The following is a 14839-nucleotide window of genomic DNA, read 5'->3' on the forward strand; positions in this document are numbered from 1 at the left end:
GCGGAGCGCTCAGGGCCCCTCAGGGCCCTGAGCCTCCAAGGGCTCAGGATCCTCCGGGTCCTCCAACCCCTTCGGCTCCTCAGCCTCCGGCATTTCCGGCAGCTCCGCGGCCAGCGCCGCCGCCGCCTGAACCAGCGGCAGAGCAAGCAACGCCCCCGCGCCCTCGCCCACCGTGACCCCATGGTCAAGCAGCGGCTCGAGCGCCATGCGATCAAGAGCCTTGGCCTGCGCCGGCTCCCCGCTGCTCTGCCCCGCAAGCCACCAGTCCGGCGCACGGAAAGCAACCCGCTGCCCCACCAGCGCGCACGCGGCCGAGACGACCCCGTCAAGAATCACCGGCGTCTTCCGCACCGCACTCTGCAACAGAAAACCGGTCATCGCGGCAAGATCCGCCCCGCCCACCGTCGCAAGCAGCTGCAACTGATCCCCGAGCACGGGCCGCGCCCGCCGCAGAGCGTCCCGTACGGCCGCACACTTACGCATCCAGGCCAGGTCATCGATCGCGCGCCCCCCGCGCCCGGTGACCACAGACGCATCGGTCCCGCACAGCGCAGCGATCAGTACGGCCGCTGCCGTCGTCCCGCCCACGCTCACATCCCCGAGGACGACGAGATCGGTCCCGGAGTCCGCCTCCGCGTCCGCGAGAGCGACCCCCGCACGGAACGCCGCCTCCGCCTCCTCGAGGGTCAGCGCGTCCTCCACGTCGATCCGCCCGGATCCACGCCGCACCCGATGCCGTACGACCTCGTCGGGCAGCGACTCCGGCTCGCAGTCGAGCGCCATGTCGACCACCCGTACGGGAACGCCCAGCCGCCGGGCCAGTACCGCCCCGGGGCTCGCGCCGTCGAGTACGGCCCGCACCAACTGGTCCGCACTGCCGGGCGGCCGCGCGGAGACACCGAGTTCGGCCACCCCGTGGTCACCCGCGAACAACAGCACACGCGGACGCTCGATCGCCCGCACCGGCACGGCCGACTGCGCGGCCGCCAGCCACTCACCCAGTTCGTCGAGGCGCCCGAGGGACCCCGGCGGCACGATCTGCCGCTCCCGGCGCGCCTCGGCGTCACGGCGCACCCCGCCGTCGGGACGCTCGATCAGATCGGAGAAGTCGTCGAGATTAAGCGAGCTCATTCGCCGAACAGTACCGGCAGCGTCCGCAGCCGACCTTGGACGGTCCGCCTGTACGACATGGCCCCCGGCCAGCACCGTCAACACCCTTGTTGCAGTACGTAAGGAGACGACTCCGCAACGTCATTGAATTGGCAAGGGCGATCCCATACGTTCCGGTTTGCACCGGATGTTCCGCCCGTACGGGTCGTGCCGCGCCGTCCTTTCCCCGCAGGAGCACCTCATGTCCCCCACACCCCAGACCAGCGCCTCGCATCGTGCCGCCCACCGCGCCACGTATCCCACCGAACTCGCCCTGGAAATTGGCGAGTTCCACGAACCCCGCAGACCCGACTGCCCCTGGTGCGGCTCACGACGGCTGCGCACCCTGCTGCGTACGCCTGACCTGCTCCAGCACAAGCCCGGCACCTTCGTCCTCGAGCAATGCCAGGACTGCGCCCACGTCTTCCAGAACCCCCGCCTCACCGCCGAGGGCCTGGCCTACTACCAGCGGGACTTCCCCCACGAGACCCTGCCGGTACGCATCCTCCGCACCCGGTCCGGCCGCGGACGCCACCTCGCCGCGGCCCGCGCGATGCTCCCGTATCCCGAGCCCGAGAGCTGGCTGGACGTCGGCACCGGATACGGCCGGTTCCCGGCCGCCGCCAGGGAGGTGCACCCGTACACGGCCTTCGACGGGACCGATGTGGGTGCACGCGTCGAGCGGGCGCGGGCGCTGGGCCGTATCGAGGAGGCGTACCGCGGCCGGCTGGCCGACCTCGCGGGGCGGCTGCGGGCCCGTTACGACGTGGTGAGCATGCTCCACCACCTGGAACACAGCCCCGACCCGCGCGAGGAACTGCGCGCCGCGCTCGCCGTACTCCGGCCCGGCGGGCATCTGCTGGTCGAAGTCCCGGACCCCGACTGTGCGTTCGGGTCGCTGCTGGGCAAGTGGTGGCTGTCGTACGGGCAGCCGCGACATCTGCACCTCGTACCGCTGAGCAACCTGCTCGGCGAACTCGACGCGCTCGGCTGCACGGTGGTCTGCGTCGACCGGCGCGCGCCGCACGTCCCGTACGACCTCACCGGAGCGGTCGCGCTCCGCTCGGCCGGCCGTTTTGCACCTGCGCTGGCCGTCCCGTTCGCCCTGGACCACACGCTTGCCCCACTGCTGCGCCGCACCCGCTTCTCCAACTCGTACCGAGTGATCGCCCGGCGCTGAGCTGTCCTCACCCCCGCAACGCCACCGCCTGCCCCGCCACCACCAACAACACGTGCTCGCACTCCGCCGCGAACCCCGCGTTCAACCGCCCCAGCTCATCCCGGTAACGGCGCCCGGAAGGCGTGGCCGGGACGATCCCGGCCCCCACCTCGTTGGAGACGGCCACGACGGTGCGGCGGGTCTCCCGGACCGCGGACGTCAGCTCCTCGACCCGCGCCCGCAGGGCCGTCTCGCCCCCACCCGCCCACTCGTCGTCGTCCCAGGCGTCGACGGAGTCCATCGCGTCCGTCAGCCACAGCGACAGGCAGTCGATGAGCAGCGGCGGCCCGTCCTCCTTCAGCAGCGGTACGAGATCGCAGGTCTCGGTGGTACGCCAGGAACCGGGGCGCCGCTCACGATGGGCGCTCACCCGGGCCGCCCACTCGCCGTCCCCGTCGCGGGTGCCCCCGGTCGCCACGTACAGCACATCCGGGAAGGCCTCCAGCCGCCGTTCCGCCTCCACGGACTTCCCGGACCGCGCCCCGCCGAGGACCAGCGTCCGGCGCGGTACGTCGGGGACGTCCTCGTACACCCCCACGGTCAGCGTCGTCCCGTCCGGCACCGCCCGCGCCCCCGCCGCCGCGAGCCGCCGCCGCAACTCCGGACCCGGCGGCACATCGTGGTCGACATGCACCGCGATCACGTCGGTCGCGGGCCCGGCGGCCCCGGCCGCACGCAACCGGGCCAGCGCGTCCGGCCGCCCGAGCACATCGGCGACGACCATGTCGTACGACTCGACTGCCGCTTCAGTCCCCTCGAGCCCCGCGGGCGCGGCCCCCGGCGGCAGATACAGCAGCCGCTGTCCGTCGGGCCCGGTCACCAGGTACCCCGTCCCGGGCGCGTCCAGCGCCACCGCCCGCACCCGGTGCCCGGTGAGCAGCGCCAGTTCCCGCCCGTCTGGCACCCGCCCGGGCTGCGGCAGCCCCGCGGGCACCTCGACCGCCGGCCCGTCGTGCGGATGCGACAACAGCACCTGCCGCACACCGGCCAGCGACCGCCCCACCCGGGCAGCCGCGAACGCCGCCCCAGGAGTCAGGTCGAGCAACAACGTGCCGTCGACGAGAACGGCGGTGGCGGCCCGCGCATCCCGCCCCAGCGCGGCCGCGCAGGCCGCACACGGGCAACCAGGGCGGGGCAGACCATCGGGAGCACCGGTCCCGAGCAGAGTGATGTCCACGGGGTTGATTTTTCCGCCTCGGCCACCGCATGCGCGACAGGGGTCCCTTGAGAGTCTCCTTGGAGACGCACCCTTTGGAGACGCACCCTTTGGAGACGCACCCTTTGGAGATGCACCCATTGGAGGCGCGAACCCCGAACTCGCGGCGGAGCGCCTAGTCTGGGCCGTAACCCGATCTTGCTCGGTACTGGTTCGGTACTTGGGAGGCGACATGGCGGCATGGACGTGGCGGTTCGAGAAGGCCGACGGGGCGGAGGTCCAGCCCGCGGTACAGCCCGAGGAGTTCACCACGCAGGGCGACGCCGAGTCCTGGCTCGGTGAGCACTGGAAGGCGCTGGCCGACGGGGGAGCGGACCAGGTCCGGCTGTTCGAGGACGCCACGGAGATCTACGGCCCGATGAGCCTGCACGCGGAGGCCTCTTCGTAGATTCGAAGACTCGTAGACGTACCGCAATCAGCAAAGTGGCCGCGACCGTACGAACGGTCGCGGCCACCAGCGCTTCAAGGTGCCCCAGGTTCCGCAGGCGCCCTCAGCCCCGCACCCCGCACAAGTGCAGCAACGCTGCCACCCCCCGATACGGATCCGTCCGCCCCGCCCGCTCCTCGGCGGCCAGCAGCGCCTCCACGTCGTCCGGAACGGGCGCGTCGTCCGCGGCCAGATCCGTGAAGACCCGCACCCCGTACCAGGCGTGCAACGGCGCCCCGATCCCGGCCAGCGTGCCGGTGAGCGCGTCGAGCCGGTCCGCGCGTACGTCGAGGCCGAGCCGGTTCGTGTACGCGCTGGTGCCGAACGCAGCAAGTGCTCCGGCCCAGTCACCGGCGAGGCCCGGCCGCATCGCGAGGGCGTCGCCGTTCCGTACGAGCAGCGAGAGCAGGCCGCCGGGGGCCAGCATCCGGGCCAGACCTGCGACCAGGGCGTCGGGCTCCTCGACGTACATGAGTACGCCGTGGCACAGCACCACATCGAAACTGCCCGGCAGGAAGTGGACACCGGTCTCCCGCCCGTCCCCCTCGAAGAGCCGTACCCGGCTGCGGATCCCCTCCGGCTCGGCGGCGAGCGCCTCGCGGGCCGTGGCGACCATCTTCGAGTCCTGTTCGAGCCCGGTGACCTTGTGCCCGGCCCGCGCCAGGCGGAGCGCCTGGGTGCCCTGGCCCATGCCCACGTCGAGCACCCGCAGCCGCTGCCCCACAGGGAACCGCCCGGCTATCTGCTCATCGAGCTGCCGGGCGACCAGTTCCTGCCGTACGACATCCCGTAATCCGCCGAGCTTGCTCAGCCAGGCATCCGCCGCACCGCCCGCGAAAGCCTGCGCGCTCAGGGCCGCTCTCCGCGCTTGACCTGCGGCTTCGGCAGCCGGAGGCGACGCATCTGGAGGCTGCGCATCAGCGCGTAGGCGACGGCGCCGCGCTTGGACTCGTCCGGGAGGCGCTCGTTCAGCTGCCGCTTCAGGCGGATCGCGATGCCGATCGAGTCGACCACGATCATCACGATGACGAAGAGCCACAGCAGCAGAGCGATGTTCTGCAACTGCGGGATCTGCACCATGCTCAGTACGAGGATGACCACGGCCATCGGCAGGAAGAACTCGGCGACGCAGAAACGTGAGTCGACGAAGTCGCGCGCGTACTTCCGCACCGGACCCTTGTCTCGGGCGGGCAGATAGCGCTCGTCGCCGCTGGCCAGCGCCTCGCGCTGTTTCGCAAGGGCGGCACGGCGGTCCTCACGCTGCCGCTTGGCCGCCTCCTTACGGTTCGTCGGCGTATGGGCGACGCTGCGGCGCTGGGACTGGGCCTCACTGCGCTTGGGCGTGGGCCGACCCTTGGGGGCCTGCGGGTCGCGGGGCTGCTTGGAGTCGGTCACCGGCGCCTTGTCGGCGAGGGCCTTCTCTTCCTTGGCACGGCTACGGAACACAAAACCCAAGGGTAAGGGGTCACCACGCATGGACCACAGTCCTGCGGGGAACGATCCGGCAACACCGGTCGTCTGTAGGGGCACAGGGGGGACACAGAGAGGGCGTTGCCGACGGTTCGCCCCCAGTGCGCCTGAGGTAATCCCGAACTGGTCCCGTACCTAACCCTGGGAGTCATCTACTCCCTACGCCGGAGCGGTACCGACAACAGTCGTCCTTGGGGATGAGCGCATCCGTCCCCGAACAGTGCGGTAATGGATGCAGAGCCCGTACCGTGGGTTCTGTTGCAGTCGCTGGAGCTGGAGTCCGTCAGAAGGGGGCGCGCGAAGCCCATGAGCGGTGTCATGAAGCGTATGGGGATGATCTTCCGCGCGAAGGCGAACAAGGCCCTTGACCGGGCCGAGGACCCGCGCGAAACCCTCGACTACTCGTACCAGAAGCAGCTGGAGCTGCTGCAGAAGGTGCGCCGCGGAGTCGCCGATGTGGCGACCTCCCGCAAGCGCCTGGAGCTGCAGCTCAACCAGCTCCAGAGCCAGTCCTCGAAGCTGGAGGACCAGGGCCGCAAGGCCCTCGCTCTCGGCCGCGAGGACCTGGCCCGTGAGGCGCTGTCGCGCCGTGCCGCGCTCCAGCAGCAGGTCACGGACCTGGAGACGCAGCACCAGACCCTCCAGGGAGAGGAGGAGAAGCTCACGCTCGCCGCCCAGCGGCTGCAGGCCAAGGTCGACGCCTTCCGTACGAAGAAGGAGACCATCAAGGCCACGTACACCGCGGCCCAGGCGCAGACCCGCATCGGCGAGGCCTTCTCCGGGATCTCCGAGGAGATGGGCGACGTCGGTCTGGCCATACAGCGCGCCGAGGACAAGACGGCGCAGCTTCAGGCCCGCGCCGGCGCCATCGACGAACTGCTCGCCTCCGGCGCCCTCGACGACCCGTCCGGCATGGCCAAGGACGACATCCAGGCCGAGCTGGACCGCCTCTCCGGCGGCACGGACGTGGAGCTGGAACTCCAGCGCATGAAGGCGGAGCTGGCCGGCCCGTCGACGCCCCAGCAGGCGATCGAGGGCGGCACGGGCAATACTTCGGGGCAGGCACAGTCCCAGGACCAGTCGCAGTCCGGGGCACAGGACCAGCCTCGGGACACCCCGCGCTTCGACAAGCAGTGAGTCCCACGCCGTAGCAGTCCCACGCCTTGAGGAGGGCGTCGTGATCGTACGGATCATGGGGGAGGGACAGGTGAAGCTGGACAACGCCCACTTCGCCGAACTGAACAAGCTGGACGACGAACTCCTGGCGGAGATGGAGTCCGGCGACGAAGAGGGCTTCCGGCGCACGCTGGGAGCACTCCTCGAAGCGGTACGCCGCCTGGGCACCCCCCTCCCCGACGACACCCTGGAACCCTCGGAACTCATCCTCCCGTCCCCCGACGCAACCCTGGAGGAAGTCAGGGAGATGCTGACCGAGGACGGCCTGATTCCGGGCTGACGAAAACTAGGGCGCCTGTGCAACGCGCCCCATGGCGGGGCGCAGCCCCGTCAGGGGCGCGGGGAACGGCGCGAGCAACCACAACGAAGCCGCACTCGCCAGTGATCCGAATCCACCACCCCCATAGGCGCCCGCCGCCTCCGGTGACCGTTGCCACCAGTTCCGCCCAACGCAGTGGCCCCGTACCGTAAACGCGTGAGCACAATCAAGCGCACCGCAACCTGGCTGCGAGCCCACCCGCTGGCAGCAGACGGTGCGCTGGCAGCAGCCGTACTGGCGATCATGATCGTCGCGTCGTTCGCCGCCCCGGAGGAGCACGGCGACGGCAAAACGTGGGGCACGCAGGTACCCGACGCGCTGGGCGTCAGCTTGATGACGCTGGCCGCCGTCGCCCTGGTCTTCCGCCGCCGCGGCCCCCTCCCGGTACTCGCGGTGACGGGCGCCCTCACCCTCCTCGAGCTGGTCAGCGGCGACCCGCGCACCCCGGTCGCCATGGCCGCCGTGGTCGCCCTCTACACGGTGGCGTCGGCGACCGACCGGCCCACCACCTGGCGGGTCGGCCTGCTCACCATGACCGTCCTTACGGGCGTCGCGATGCTCGCCGGCTCCATGCCCTGGTACGAGCAGGAGAACATCGGCATCTTCGCCTGGACGGGCATGGCCGCCGCCGCGGGCGATGCGGTGCGCAGCCGCCGCGCCTTCGTACACGCCATAAGAGAGCGCGCCGAACGCGCCGAACGCACCCGTGAGGAAGAGGCCCGCCGCCGCGTCGCCGAGGAACGCCTCCGCATCGCCCGCGATCTGCACGACGTCGTCGCCCACCACATCGCGCTCGTCAACGTCCAGGCCGGAGTCGCCGCCCACGTCATGGACAAGCGCCCCGACCAGGCCAAGGAAGCCCTCGCGCACGTACGCGAGGCCAGCCGCTCCGCGCTCAACGAACTCCGCGCCACCGTCGGCCTGTTGAGGCAGTCCGGCGACCCCGAGGCGCCCACCGAACCGGCCCCGGGCCTGAACCGGCTCGACGAACTCGTCGGCACCTTCCGCAACGCGGGTCTGCCCGTCGAGGTGGCCCGCACCGACGAGGGCACCGCCCTGCCCGCGGCCGTCGACCTGGCCGCGTACCGCATCATCCAGGAAGCCCTCACCAATGTGCAGAAGCACGCGGGTACGGAGGCGAAGGCCGAGGTCAGCGTCGTACGCGTGGGTCCGAACGTCGAGATCACCGTGTTGGACAACGGGCCCGGCGACGACGCCGAGGCCCGGCTCGACAAGAACGGCGGGCACGGGCTGCTCGGCATGCGGGAAAGGGTCGGCGCACTCGGCGGCAGCTGCACCGCCGGACCCCGCTACGGAGGCGGCTTCCGGGTCCATGCGATCCTGCCGGTCAAGAGCCGCACCGAGGACATGGCCGGGGGCACGACCGGAGGCACCGCCTCGGCGAACGTGCCGTCGACGACTGCGGCATCCAGGAGAACGGCACCCACGGGGGACCTCGCATGACCATCCGCGTCCTGCTCGCCGACGACCAGGCCCTGCTGCGGAGCGCGTTCCGTGTGCTGGTCGACTCCGAGCCCGACATGGAGGTCGTCGGCGAGGCCTCGGACGGCGCCGAGGCGGTGCGGCTCGCGCGCGAGGAGCGGGCCGACGTCGTCCTGATGGACATCCGCATGCCCGGCATGGACGGTCTCGCCGCCACCCGGCTGATCAGCGCCGACCCGGGCCTCACGCACGTACGGGTCGTCATGCTGACGACCTTCGAGGTCGACGAGTACGTGGTGCAGTCCCTGCGGGCCGGCGCCTCCGGTTTCCTCGGCAAGGGAGCCGAGCCGGACGAGCTGCTCAACGCCATCCGGGTCGCGGCGAGCGGCGAGGCGCTGTTGTCGCCGGTGGCCACCAAGGGGCTGATCGCCAAGTTCCTCGCGCAGGGCGACGGAGCGGACGACGACCGGGACCCGGCCCGTGCCGAACGCCTCGCCGCGCTCACCGGACGGGAACGCGAGGTCCTCGTCCAGGTCGCGGGCGGCCACTCGAACGACGAGATCGCCGAGCGTCTCGACGTCAGCCCGCTCACCGTTAAAACCCACGTGAACCGCGCCATGGCCAAGCTGGGCGCCCGTGACCGGGCCCAACTGGTCGTCATCGCCTACGAGTCGGGGCTCGTACGTCCAAGGGTGGAGTGAGCTCCGGCCGCCCGTACTGCGCCCGCAGTAGGGGCCGGATAAGGAACGAGACCTGGGAGCGACGGATCGGCTCTCGACGGTGGCTCAGGGTGTAGGGGTAGGCGCTCACATGTGCCCTTCTTGCCGCTCCAGCAACACAGCCACCCTCAGCCACAGAAGAGAGATCCGCCACCCATGTCCTGGCTGTCCAGGTTCAGCCTCGCGCAACGGGCCCTGATCGGGCTGATGTCGATCGTCGCGTTAGCTTTCGGAGCGATCGCGATCCCGCAGCTCAAGCAGCAGTTGCTGCCCACCATCGAACTGCCTGTGGTGTCGGTGCTCGCGCCGTACCAGGGCGCGTCCCCCGACGTGGTCGAGAAGCAGGTCGTCGAGCCCATCGAGGACAACCTCGAAGGCGTCGACGGCATCTCCGGCGTCACCTCCACCGCCAGCGAGGGCAACGCCCTGATCATGGCGTCCTTCGACTACGGCAACAACACAGAGCAGCTGGTCGCCGACGTCCAGCAGGCCGTCAACCGCGCCCGCGTCCAGCTCCCGGACGATGTGGACCCGCAGGTCGTCGCCGGTTCCACCGACGACATCCCGACCGTCGTGCTCGCCGTCACCTCCGACAAGGACCAGCAGGCCCTCTCGGACCAGCTCGACCGCACCGTTGTGCCCGAGCTGCGCGACATCGACGGCGTCGGCCAGGTCACGGTCGACGGCGTACGGGGCCTCGAGGTCACCGTCACTCCGGACGACGCCGAGATGGCACGCGCGGGGGTCAACCCCGCGGTCCTCGGCCAGGCTCTTCAGGCGGGCGGCGCGACCGTCCCGGCCGGCTCCTTCGACGAGGACGGCAGCAACCGCACCGTCCAGGTCGGCGGCGGCTTCACCTCCCTCAAGCAGATCCAGGACCTGATGGTCACCGGCGAGGGCGTCAAGAAGCCCGTACGCCTCGGGGACATCGCCACGGTCGAGGAGCAGCCCGCCACCGCGCAGTCCATCACCCGCACCGACGGCAAGCCCAGCCTCTCCGTCTCGCTGACGATGGACCACGACGGCAGCGCGGTCGCCATCTCCGACGCGGTCCAGGACAAGCTGCCGGACCTGCGGAAGGACCTCGGCTCCGGCGCGACGATCACCGTGGTCAGCGACCAGGGCCCGGCGGTCTCCAAGTCCATCTCGGGCCTGACGACCGAGGGCGCGCTCGGCCTGCTGTTCGCGGTCGTGATCATCCTGGTCTTCCTGGCCTCGGTCCGCTCGACCCTCGTCACCGCGGTCTCGATCCCGCTGTCGGTCGTCCTCGCGCTGATCGTCCTGTGGACCCGGGACCTCTCGCTCAACATGCTGACGCTGGGCGCCCTGACGATCGCGATCGGCCGAGTCGTCGACGACTCGATCGTGGTCCTGGAGAACATCAAGCGCCACCTCGGCTACGGCGAGGAGCGCCAGGAGGCGATCCTCAAGGCGGTACGGGAGGTCGCGGGCGCGGTCACGTCCTCCACCCTCACGACGGTCGCCGTATTCCTCCCCATCGGCCTGACCGGCGGCATGGTCGGCGAACTGTTCGGCTCGTTCAGCCTGACGGTGACGGCGGCACTGCTGGCCTCACTGCTCGTCTCGCTGACGGTCGTACCGGTGCTCTCGTACTGGTTCCTGCGCGCTCCCAAGGGCACGCCCGAGGACGCCGACGAGGCACGCCGCAAGGCCGAGGAGAAGGAGGCCCGCAGCCGACTCCAGCGCAGTTACGTCCCTGTCCTGCGGTTCGCCACCCGGCGCCGCCTCACCAGCGTGGCGATCGCGGTCGTCGTCCTCATCGGTACGTTCGCCATGGCGCCGCTGTTGAAGACCAACTTCTTCGACCAGGGCGAGCAGGAAGTCCTCACCGTCAAGCAGGAGTTGAAGCCCGGCATCAGCCTGGCGGCGACCGACGCGCAGGCCAAGAAGGTCGAGCAGATGCTCGACGGGGTGAAGGGCGTCGAGGATTACCAGGTCACCGTCGGCTCCTCCGGCTTCCTGGCCGCGTTCGGCGGGGGCACGGACACCAACCAGGCCTCGTACACCGTCAAGGTCGCGGACTCGGCCTCGTACGACGACGTCCAGGACCGCATCGAGGAGGGGCTCGGCCAGCTCTCCGGGATCGGTACGACGACGATCTCGGCCGGTGACGGCTTCGGCGCCCAGGAGCTGAGCGTGGTCGTCAAGGCCGCTGACGCCGGGGTGCTGCGCGAGGCCGCGGAGGAGGTGCGGGACGCGGTCGCCGGACTCGACGACGTCACGGACGTGACGAGCGACCTCGCCCAGTCCGTACCGCGGATATCCGTCAAGGCCAACTCCGAGGCTGCGGCAGCCGGGTTCAACGACACAACGCTCGGCGCCGCCGTCGCCCAATCGGTACGCGGCACCCCCAGCGGCAAGGCGATCCTCGACGACACCGAACGCGACGTGGTCATCAAGTCGGCGAAGCCGGCCCAGACGCTGGACGAACTGAAGAAGCTCCAGCTCGGTCCCGATGTGACCCTCGGTGACATCGCCACGGTGGAACTGGTCGACGGCCCGGTCTCGATGACCCGCATCGACGGCCAGCGCGCGGCGACGATCACGGCGAAGCCGACCGGCGAGAACACGGGCGCGGTGAGCGCGGACCTCACGACGAAGCTCGACGCGCTGAAGCTCCCCGACGGGGCGACGGCGGAGATCGGCGGTGTCTCGCAGGACCAGGACGAGGCGTTCGCGTCCCTCGGCCTCGCGATGCTCGCGGCGATCGCGATCGTCTTCATGCTGCTGGTGGCGACCTTCCGGTCCCTGATCCAGCCGCTGATCCTGCTGGTGTCGATCCCGTTCGCGGCGACGGGCGCGATCGGCCTGCTGGTCGCCACGGGCACCCCCATGGGCGTACCGGCGATGATCGGCATGCTGATGCTCATCGGCATCGTGGTCACGAACGCGATCGTCCTGATCGACCTGATCAACCAGTACCGCAGGCAGGGTTACGGAGTCGTCGAGGCCGTCCTGGAGGGCGGCCGCCACCGCCTCCGTCCCATCCTGATGACGGCGCTGGCAACGATCTTCGCCCTCCTCCCCATGGCCCTGGGCGTCACGGGCGAAGGCGGCTTCATAGCCCAGCCCCTGGCGGTGGTGGTCATCGGCGGCCTGATCACGTCGACGCTGCTGACGCTGCTGCTGGTCCCGACGCTGTACGCGATGGTGGAACTCCGCAAGGAGCGCCGGGCGAAGAAGAGGGCGGCGAAGCGAGAGAAGAAGGCCGGGACCGCACCCGGGTCCTCCGCGGAAGCGGAGTCCGGGGAGCCGGAGCCGGCGGGCGTCTGATGGGTTGATGGTGCCGGATCGATGGTGCCCCGTACGTTCGCGTACGGGGCACCATCGTGCGTTACGCCTTCAGGGAGTTGACGAACTCGTCCCAGGCGGCGGCTGGGACGAGGAGTACGGGGCCGTGGGGGGTCTTGCTGTCGCGGACGGGGACGACGCCGGGGAAGTCGTCGGTGATCTCGACGCATTCGCCCCCGTTGGTGTTGCTGTAGCTGCTCCGGCGCCACCGGGCGGAGTTCAGCTCGGGGGTGTGCTGCATGGCTTGTGGTCCTCCATCGCGTCTCGGATCAGCTCCGCCGAAGCCGCCGGTGGGAGGGCGTTGGCGCGCAGTACGTCGTACTGTCGTCGCCACTTCTTCACCGAGTCCCGGTCCTCGTAGAGGTGACCGACCTGGATGCCCTCTTCGTAGGCCACGTTGGAGCCGTTGGGAAGGGTGAGCAGGGTCAGGGCGCCACCCATCAGCGAGTGTGGACCGGCACTGAAGGGCATCACCTGGACCTTGCTGTCCGGAGTATCCACCTGTTCGAGTAGCCAGGCCAGTTGTCTGTACATGCACTCCTCGCTGCCGACCTGTCGCCGGAGCACGGACTCGTCGATGACCGCCCAGCGCAGGGGCGGTTGGGCCGAGCGCAGCCGATCCTGACGGGACAGGCGGGCGTTGACGCGCTCCTCGACCTGCTCCCGAGTCAGGTCCTCCTGGCGGCTGAGCAGAGCCTCGGCGTACTCCTTGCTCTGCAGCAACCCAGGGAGAGCCTGGGCGCCGAAGTTCTCAATCACGTCCGCCTGTGCCTCGAAGTCCATGAACCGCCGGTACTGGTCCGGATGCGCCTCGCGTTTGGCCAGTTCGTACAGCCCGTGGAAGTGCCGGTCCGTGCCGAACGCGACGTCAAGCCGGTCCGGCAGATCCGGCGGTGGCATCAACTCCGCTGTCTCCACGCGCGCGAGCGTGCTCTTGCTGGAGTTCACGATGCCCGCGAGTTGTACGAGTGACAGGGCCGCGCCCTCGCGATGGCGGCGCTGCTCGGCGCCGAAGTAGTGGCGGGCGGACAGGTACGGGGTCAGGGTCTGCGGCTTGAACGTCATCGGTCTCGCCTCTCGACTGTCAGCTGTTGGCCGTTGTCGTCCCGATCTCAACGCCGGGACGGGGCACTCCTGTTGAAGCAACCTGCCATAGCGCAACGATGGCGACACACACGGTAATCAATCACCGGTGGTCATGCCCGACAGAAGGCCAGGTTCGGAGGAGCGACGGAAGATGATGCGCGACGGAACGGGCACCCCCTTGCGGCTGCTGCCCTGGACCACGCCGGACGGCCGCCCGTGTTACCTCAGCACGGACGACGCCGACAGCCGACTGTCCCGTATGGCGGACGAGTTGGAGACGGAACTACTCGGCTCGGCCGCGTACGTCCTGGACGCGGCCAAGTCGCTGCTCGACGAACCGAGCGCGGGGGATCGGGAGTTGCGCTTCGCCGGTGTACGGCTGGCCGAAGCGTTGGGGGACGCGTTGCGGATCGCGGCGAGCCGGGGCGCGCGACTACCAGAGAGCTGATCGCTCAACGCATGGGTGGAGTACGAGAGAGAACCCAGCAGGGCTGGTATCCCGATGCGATCAAACTCGCCGAGGAACGGTACAACCGTTGTCTCGGAACCCCCGTGAGGAGATCGATCGAATGAGCAAGCATTACCGGTGGGAGACCTCACTGGATGCCAGGCGGTCCGCAGACCCGGGGATCGACGACCCCGAACGCATCGCTGCGGCGCGCACGGTCCGGAGGCGGCCACCCTGGGGCGTCGGTCCGGGCGTCGGTTATGTTCCCGGGCGAATGGACGGCAGGGCAGAGGGAGAGGCCATGGCACAGCACCTGGGGCCGCTGGAGCTGATCGGGGACAGGTGGGTGATCGGGGACCCGACGCGGAAGGTTGGCCTGTCCATCGTGCTCACGCCCGAGGGCCTGGAGCACCGTCGGCGCGGGGAGGCGGCACCGCTGCTCGCCATCGAGTGGCCCCAACTCATGGAGCTGAAGGTGCGAGCCGCTTACCGGAGGTGGCATGCCACCCCCGCCGGAGGCTTCGTCGGGGCCGCCCAGCCCGGTGCCGACATGGGCCGCGACGGCTGCTCCCTGCACGGCATCCGGCGTCATCCGTACGAGCCGTGGTCGGTGCGGTACACGCATCACGAGCGCCGTTACACGGGCGGCCACGTCATTGTGCTGAAGGCGCTGTTCGACCAGCTCAGCGAGGCGAAGGCGCTGGACTGGCTCGGTGATCCCGAGTGGCTGGGTGTGGCGGTTGCCAAGCTGTCGTCATACACCTCGTGGAGCGGGGCCAAGGGCAACCGTCTGGTGAAGGGGACCATCCAGAGTCTCGGCGCCTGAGCGGTCACCCAAGGCGCACGATCGGTCCG

Annotated in this window: 15 protein-coding genes; 9 read left to right on the forward strand and 6 right to left on the reverse strand. The window is 70.1% G+C overall.

From position 1 onward, the window contains the following. Positions 1-9: 9 nt before the first annotated feature. The gene (cobT, locus tag OHT21_RS34585) at positions 10-1131 is read right to left on the reverse strand and encodes a nicotinate-nucleotide--dimethylbenzimidazole phosphoribosyltransferase (RefSeq protein WP_328772192.1); all 1122 of its coding nucleotides are present in this window, start codon (positions 1129-1131) and stop codon (positions 10-12) included. Between the two features lie 220 nt (positions 1132-1351). On the opposite strand from cobT, the gene OHT21_RS34590 reads away from it, so the two are divergent. After that, positions 1352-2329 carry a class I SAM-dependent methyltransferase gene (locus OHT21_RS34590; protein ID WP_328772193.1) on the forward strand — a complete coding sequence of 326 codons (978 nt, stop codon included), beginning with the start codon at positions 1352-1354 and terminating at the stop codon, positions 2327-2329. A 7-nt stretch (positions 2330-2336) separates the two neighbouring features. Here OHT21_RS34590 and OHT21_RS34595 read toward each other — a convergent pair whose 3' ends face one another. Beyond that, positions 2337-3545: a bifunctional adenosylcobinamide kinase/adenosylcobinamide-phosphate guanylyltransferase gene (locus tag OHT21_RS34595; RefSeq protein ID WP_328772194.1), complete on the reverse strand. Its 1209-nt coding sequence runs from the start codon at positions 3543-3545 to the stop codon at positions 2337-2339. Positions 3546-3756: 211 nt separating this feature from the next. On the opposite strand from OHT21_RS34595, the gene OHT21_RS34600 reads away from it, so the two are divergent. Beyond that, positions 3757-3972 carry a hypothetical protein gene (locus OHT21_RS34600; RefSeq protein WP_165339726.1) on the forward strand — a complete coding sequence of 72 codons (216 nt, stop codon included), beginning with the start codon at positions 3757-3759 and terminating at the stop codon, positions 3970-3972. A 103-nt stretch (positions 3973-4075) separates the two neighbouring features. Here OHT21_RS34600 and OHT21_RS34605 read toward each other — a convergent pair whose 3' ends face one another. After that, positions 4076-4780 carry a class I SAM-dependent methyltransferase gene (locus OHT21_RS34605; RefSeq protein ID WP_328774337.1) on the reverse strand — a complete coding sequence of 235 codons (705 nt, stop codon included), beginning with the start codon at positions 4778-4780 and terminating at the stop codon, positions 4076-4078. An 80-nt stretch (positions 4781-4860) separates the two neighbouring features. After that, the gene (locus OHT21_RS34610; RefSeq protein ID WP_328772195.1) at positions 4861-5487 is read right to left on the reverse strand and encodes a DUF3043 domain-containing protein; all 627 of its coding nucleotides are present in this window, start codon (positions 5485-5487) and stop codon (positions 4861-4863) included. Positions 5488-5787: 300 nt separating this feature from the next. Here OHT21_RS34610 and OHT21_RS34615 point away from each other — a divergent pair, with 300 nt between their 5' ends. The 5 genes from OHT21_RS34615 (at position 5788) to OHT21_RS34635 (ending at position 12432) form a co-directional block, all read left to right on the forward strand. Beyond that, positions 5788-6618 (forward strand): PspA/IM30 family protein, encoded by an 831-nt coding sequence (locus OHT21_RS34615; protein WP_328772196.1) that lies wholly within the window; start codon positions 5788-5790, stop codon positions 6616-6618. Between the two features lie 40 nt (positions 6619-6658). Then, positions 6659-6937, forward strand: a complete 279-nt coding sequence (gene pspAA, locus OHT21_RS34620) for a PspA-associated protein PspAA (protein WP_328772197.1) — start codon at positions 6659-6661, stop codon at positions 6935-6937. Between the two features lie 195 nt (positions 6938-7132). Continuing rightward, positions 7133-8440: a sensor histidine kinase gene (locus OHT21_RS34625; protein ID WP_328772198.1), complete on the forward strand. Its 1308-nt coding sequence runs from the start codon at positions 7133-7135 to the stop codon at positions 8438-8440. Then, entirely contained in the window at positions 8437-9120 is a 684-nt protein-coding gene (locus OHT21_RS34630; protein WP_328772199.1) for a response regulator transcription factor, read from the forward strand. Before OHT21_RS34625 ends, OHT21_RS34630 begins: the two co-directional genes overlap by 4 nt. Before the next feature lie 174 nt (positions 9121-9294). Further along, positions 9295-12432 (forward strand): efflux RND transporter permease subunit, encoded by a 3138-nt coding sequence (locus tag OHT21_RS34635; RefSeq protein WP_328772200.1) that lies wholly within the window; start codon positions 9295-9297, stop codon positions 12430-12432. 61 nt (positions 12433-12493) lie between these two features. Here the strand turns inward: OHT21_RS34635 and OHT21_RS34640 are convergent, their stop codons facing one another. Continuing rightward, on the reverse strand, positions 12494-12691 hold the full coding sequence (locus tag OHT21_RS34640; protein WP_328772201.1) for a DUF397 domain-containing protein: 198 nt from the start codon (positions 12689-12691) through the stop codon (positions 12494-12496). Next, positions 12670-13515 (reverse strand): helix-turn-helix domain-containing protein, encoded by an 846-nt coding sequence (locus OHT21_RS34645; RefSeq protein ID WP_328772202.1) that lies wholly within the window; start codon positions 13513-13515, stop codon positions 12670-12672. The genes OHT21_RS34640 and OHT21_RS34645 overlap by 22 nt, the downstream gene beginning before the upstream one ends. A gap of 172 nt (positions 13516-13687) precedes the next feature. On the opposite strand from OHT21_RS34645, the gene OHT21_RS34650 reads away from it, so the two are divergent. Both OHT21_RS34650 and OHT21_RS34655 read left to right on the forward strand, forming a co-directional pair. Continuing rightward, entirely contained in the window at positions 13688-13984 is a 297-nt protein-coding gene (locus tag OHT21_RS34650) for a hypothetical protein (RefSeq protein ID WP_328772203.1), read from the forward strand. A gap of 301 nt (positions 13985-14285) precedes the next feature. Next, entirely contained in the window at positions 14286-14810 is a 525-nt protein-coding gene (locus tag OHT21_RS34655) for a hypothetical protein (RefSeq protein WP_328772204.1), read from the forward strand. Positions 14811-14839: the final 29 nt, after the last annotated feature.

It is taken from the genome of Streptomyces sp. NBC_00286, from assembly GCF_036173125.1.
Taxonomy (GTDB): Bacteria; Actinomycetota; Actinomycetes; order Streptomycetales; family Streptomycetaceae; genus Streptomyces.

Bases quoted from the DNA above. Each gene is read 5' to 3' on its own strand.
- cobT (WP_328772192.1), bottom strand. From the start codon at position 1,131: ATGAGCTCGCTTAATCTCGACGACTTCTCCGATCTGATCGAGCGTCCC.
- OHT21_RS34590 (WP_328772193.1), top strand. From the start codon at position 1,352: ATGTCCCCCACACCCCAGACCAGCGCCTCGCATCGTGCCGCCCACCGC.
- OHT21_RS34600 (WP_165339726.1), top strand. From the start codon at position 3,757: ATGGCGGCATGGACGTGGCGGTTCGAGAAGGCCGACGGGGCGGAGGTC.
- OHT21_RS34610 (WP_328772195.1), bottom strand. From the start codon at position 5,487: ATGCGTGGTGACCCCTTACCCTTGGGTTTTGTGTTCCGTAGCCGTGCC.
- OHT21_RS34615 (WP_328772196.1), top strand. From the start codon at position 5,788: ATGAGCGGTGTCATGAAGCGTATGGGGATGATCTTCCGCGCGAAGGCG.
- OHT21_RS34630 (WP_328772199.1), top strand. From the start codon at position 8,437: ATGACCATCCGCGTCCTGCTCGCCGACGACCAGGCCCTGCTGCGGAGC.
- OHT21_RS34635 (WP_328772200.1), top strand. From the start codon at position 9,295: ATGTCCTGGCTGTCCAGGTTCAGCCTCGCGCAACGGGCCCTGATCGGG.
- OHT21_RS34640 (WP_328772201.1), bottom strand. From the start codon at position 12,691: ATGCAGCACACCCCCGAGCTGAACTCCGCCCGGTGGCGCCGGAGCAGC.
- OHT21_RS34645 (WP_328772202.1), bottom strand. From the start codon at position 13,515: ATGACGTTCAAGCCGCAGACCCTGACCCCGTACCTGTCCGCCCGCCAC.
- OHT21_RS34650 (WP_328772203.1), top strand. From the start codon at position 13,688: ATGATGCGCGACGGAACGGGCACCCCCTTGCGGCTGCTGCCCTGGACC.
- OHT21_RS34655 (WP_328772204.1), top strand. From the start codon at position 14,286: ATGGCACAGCACCTGGGGCCGCTGGAGCTGATCGGGGACAGGTGGGTG.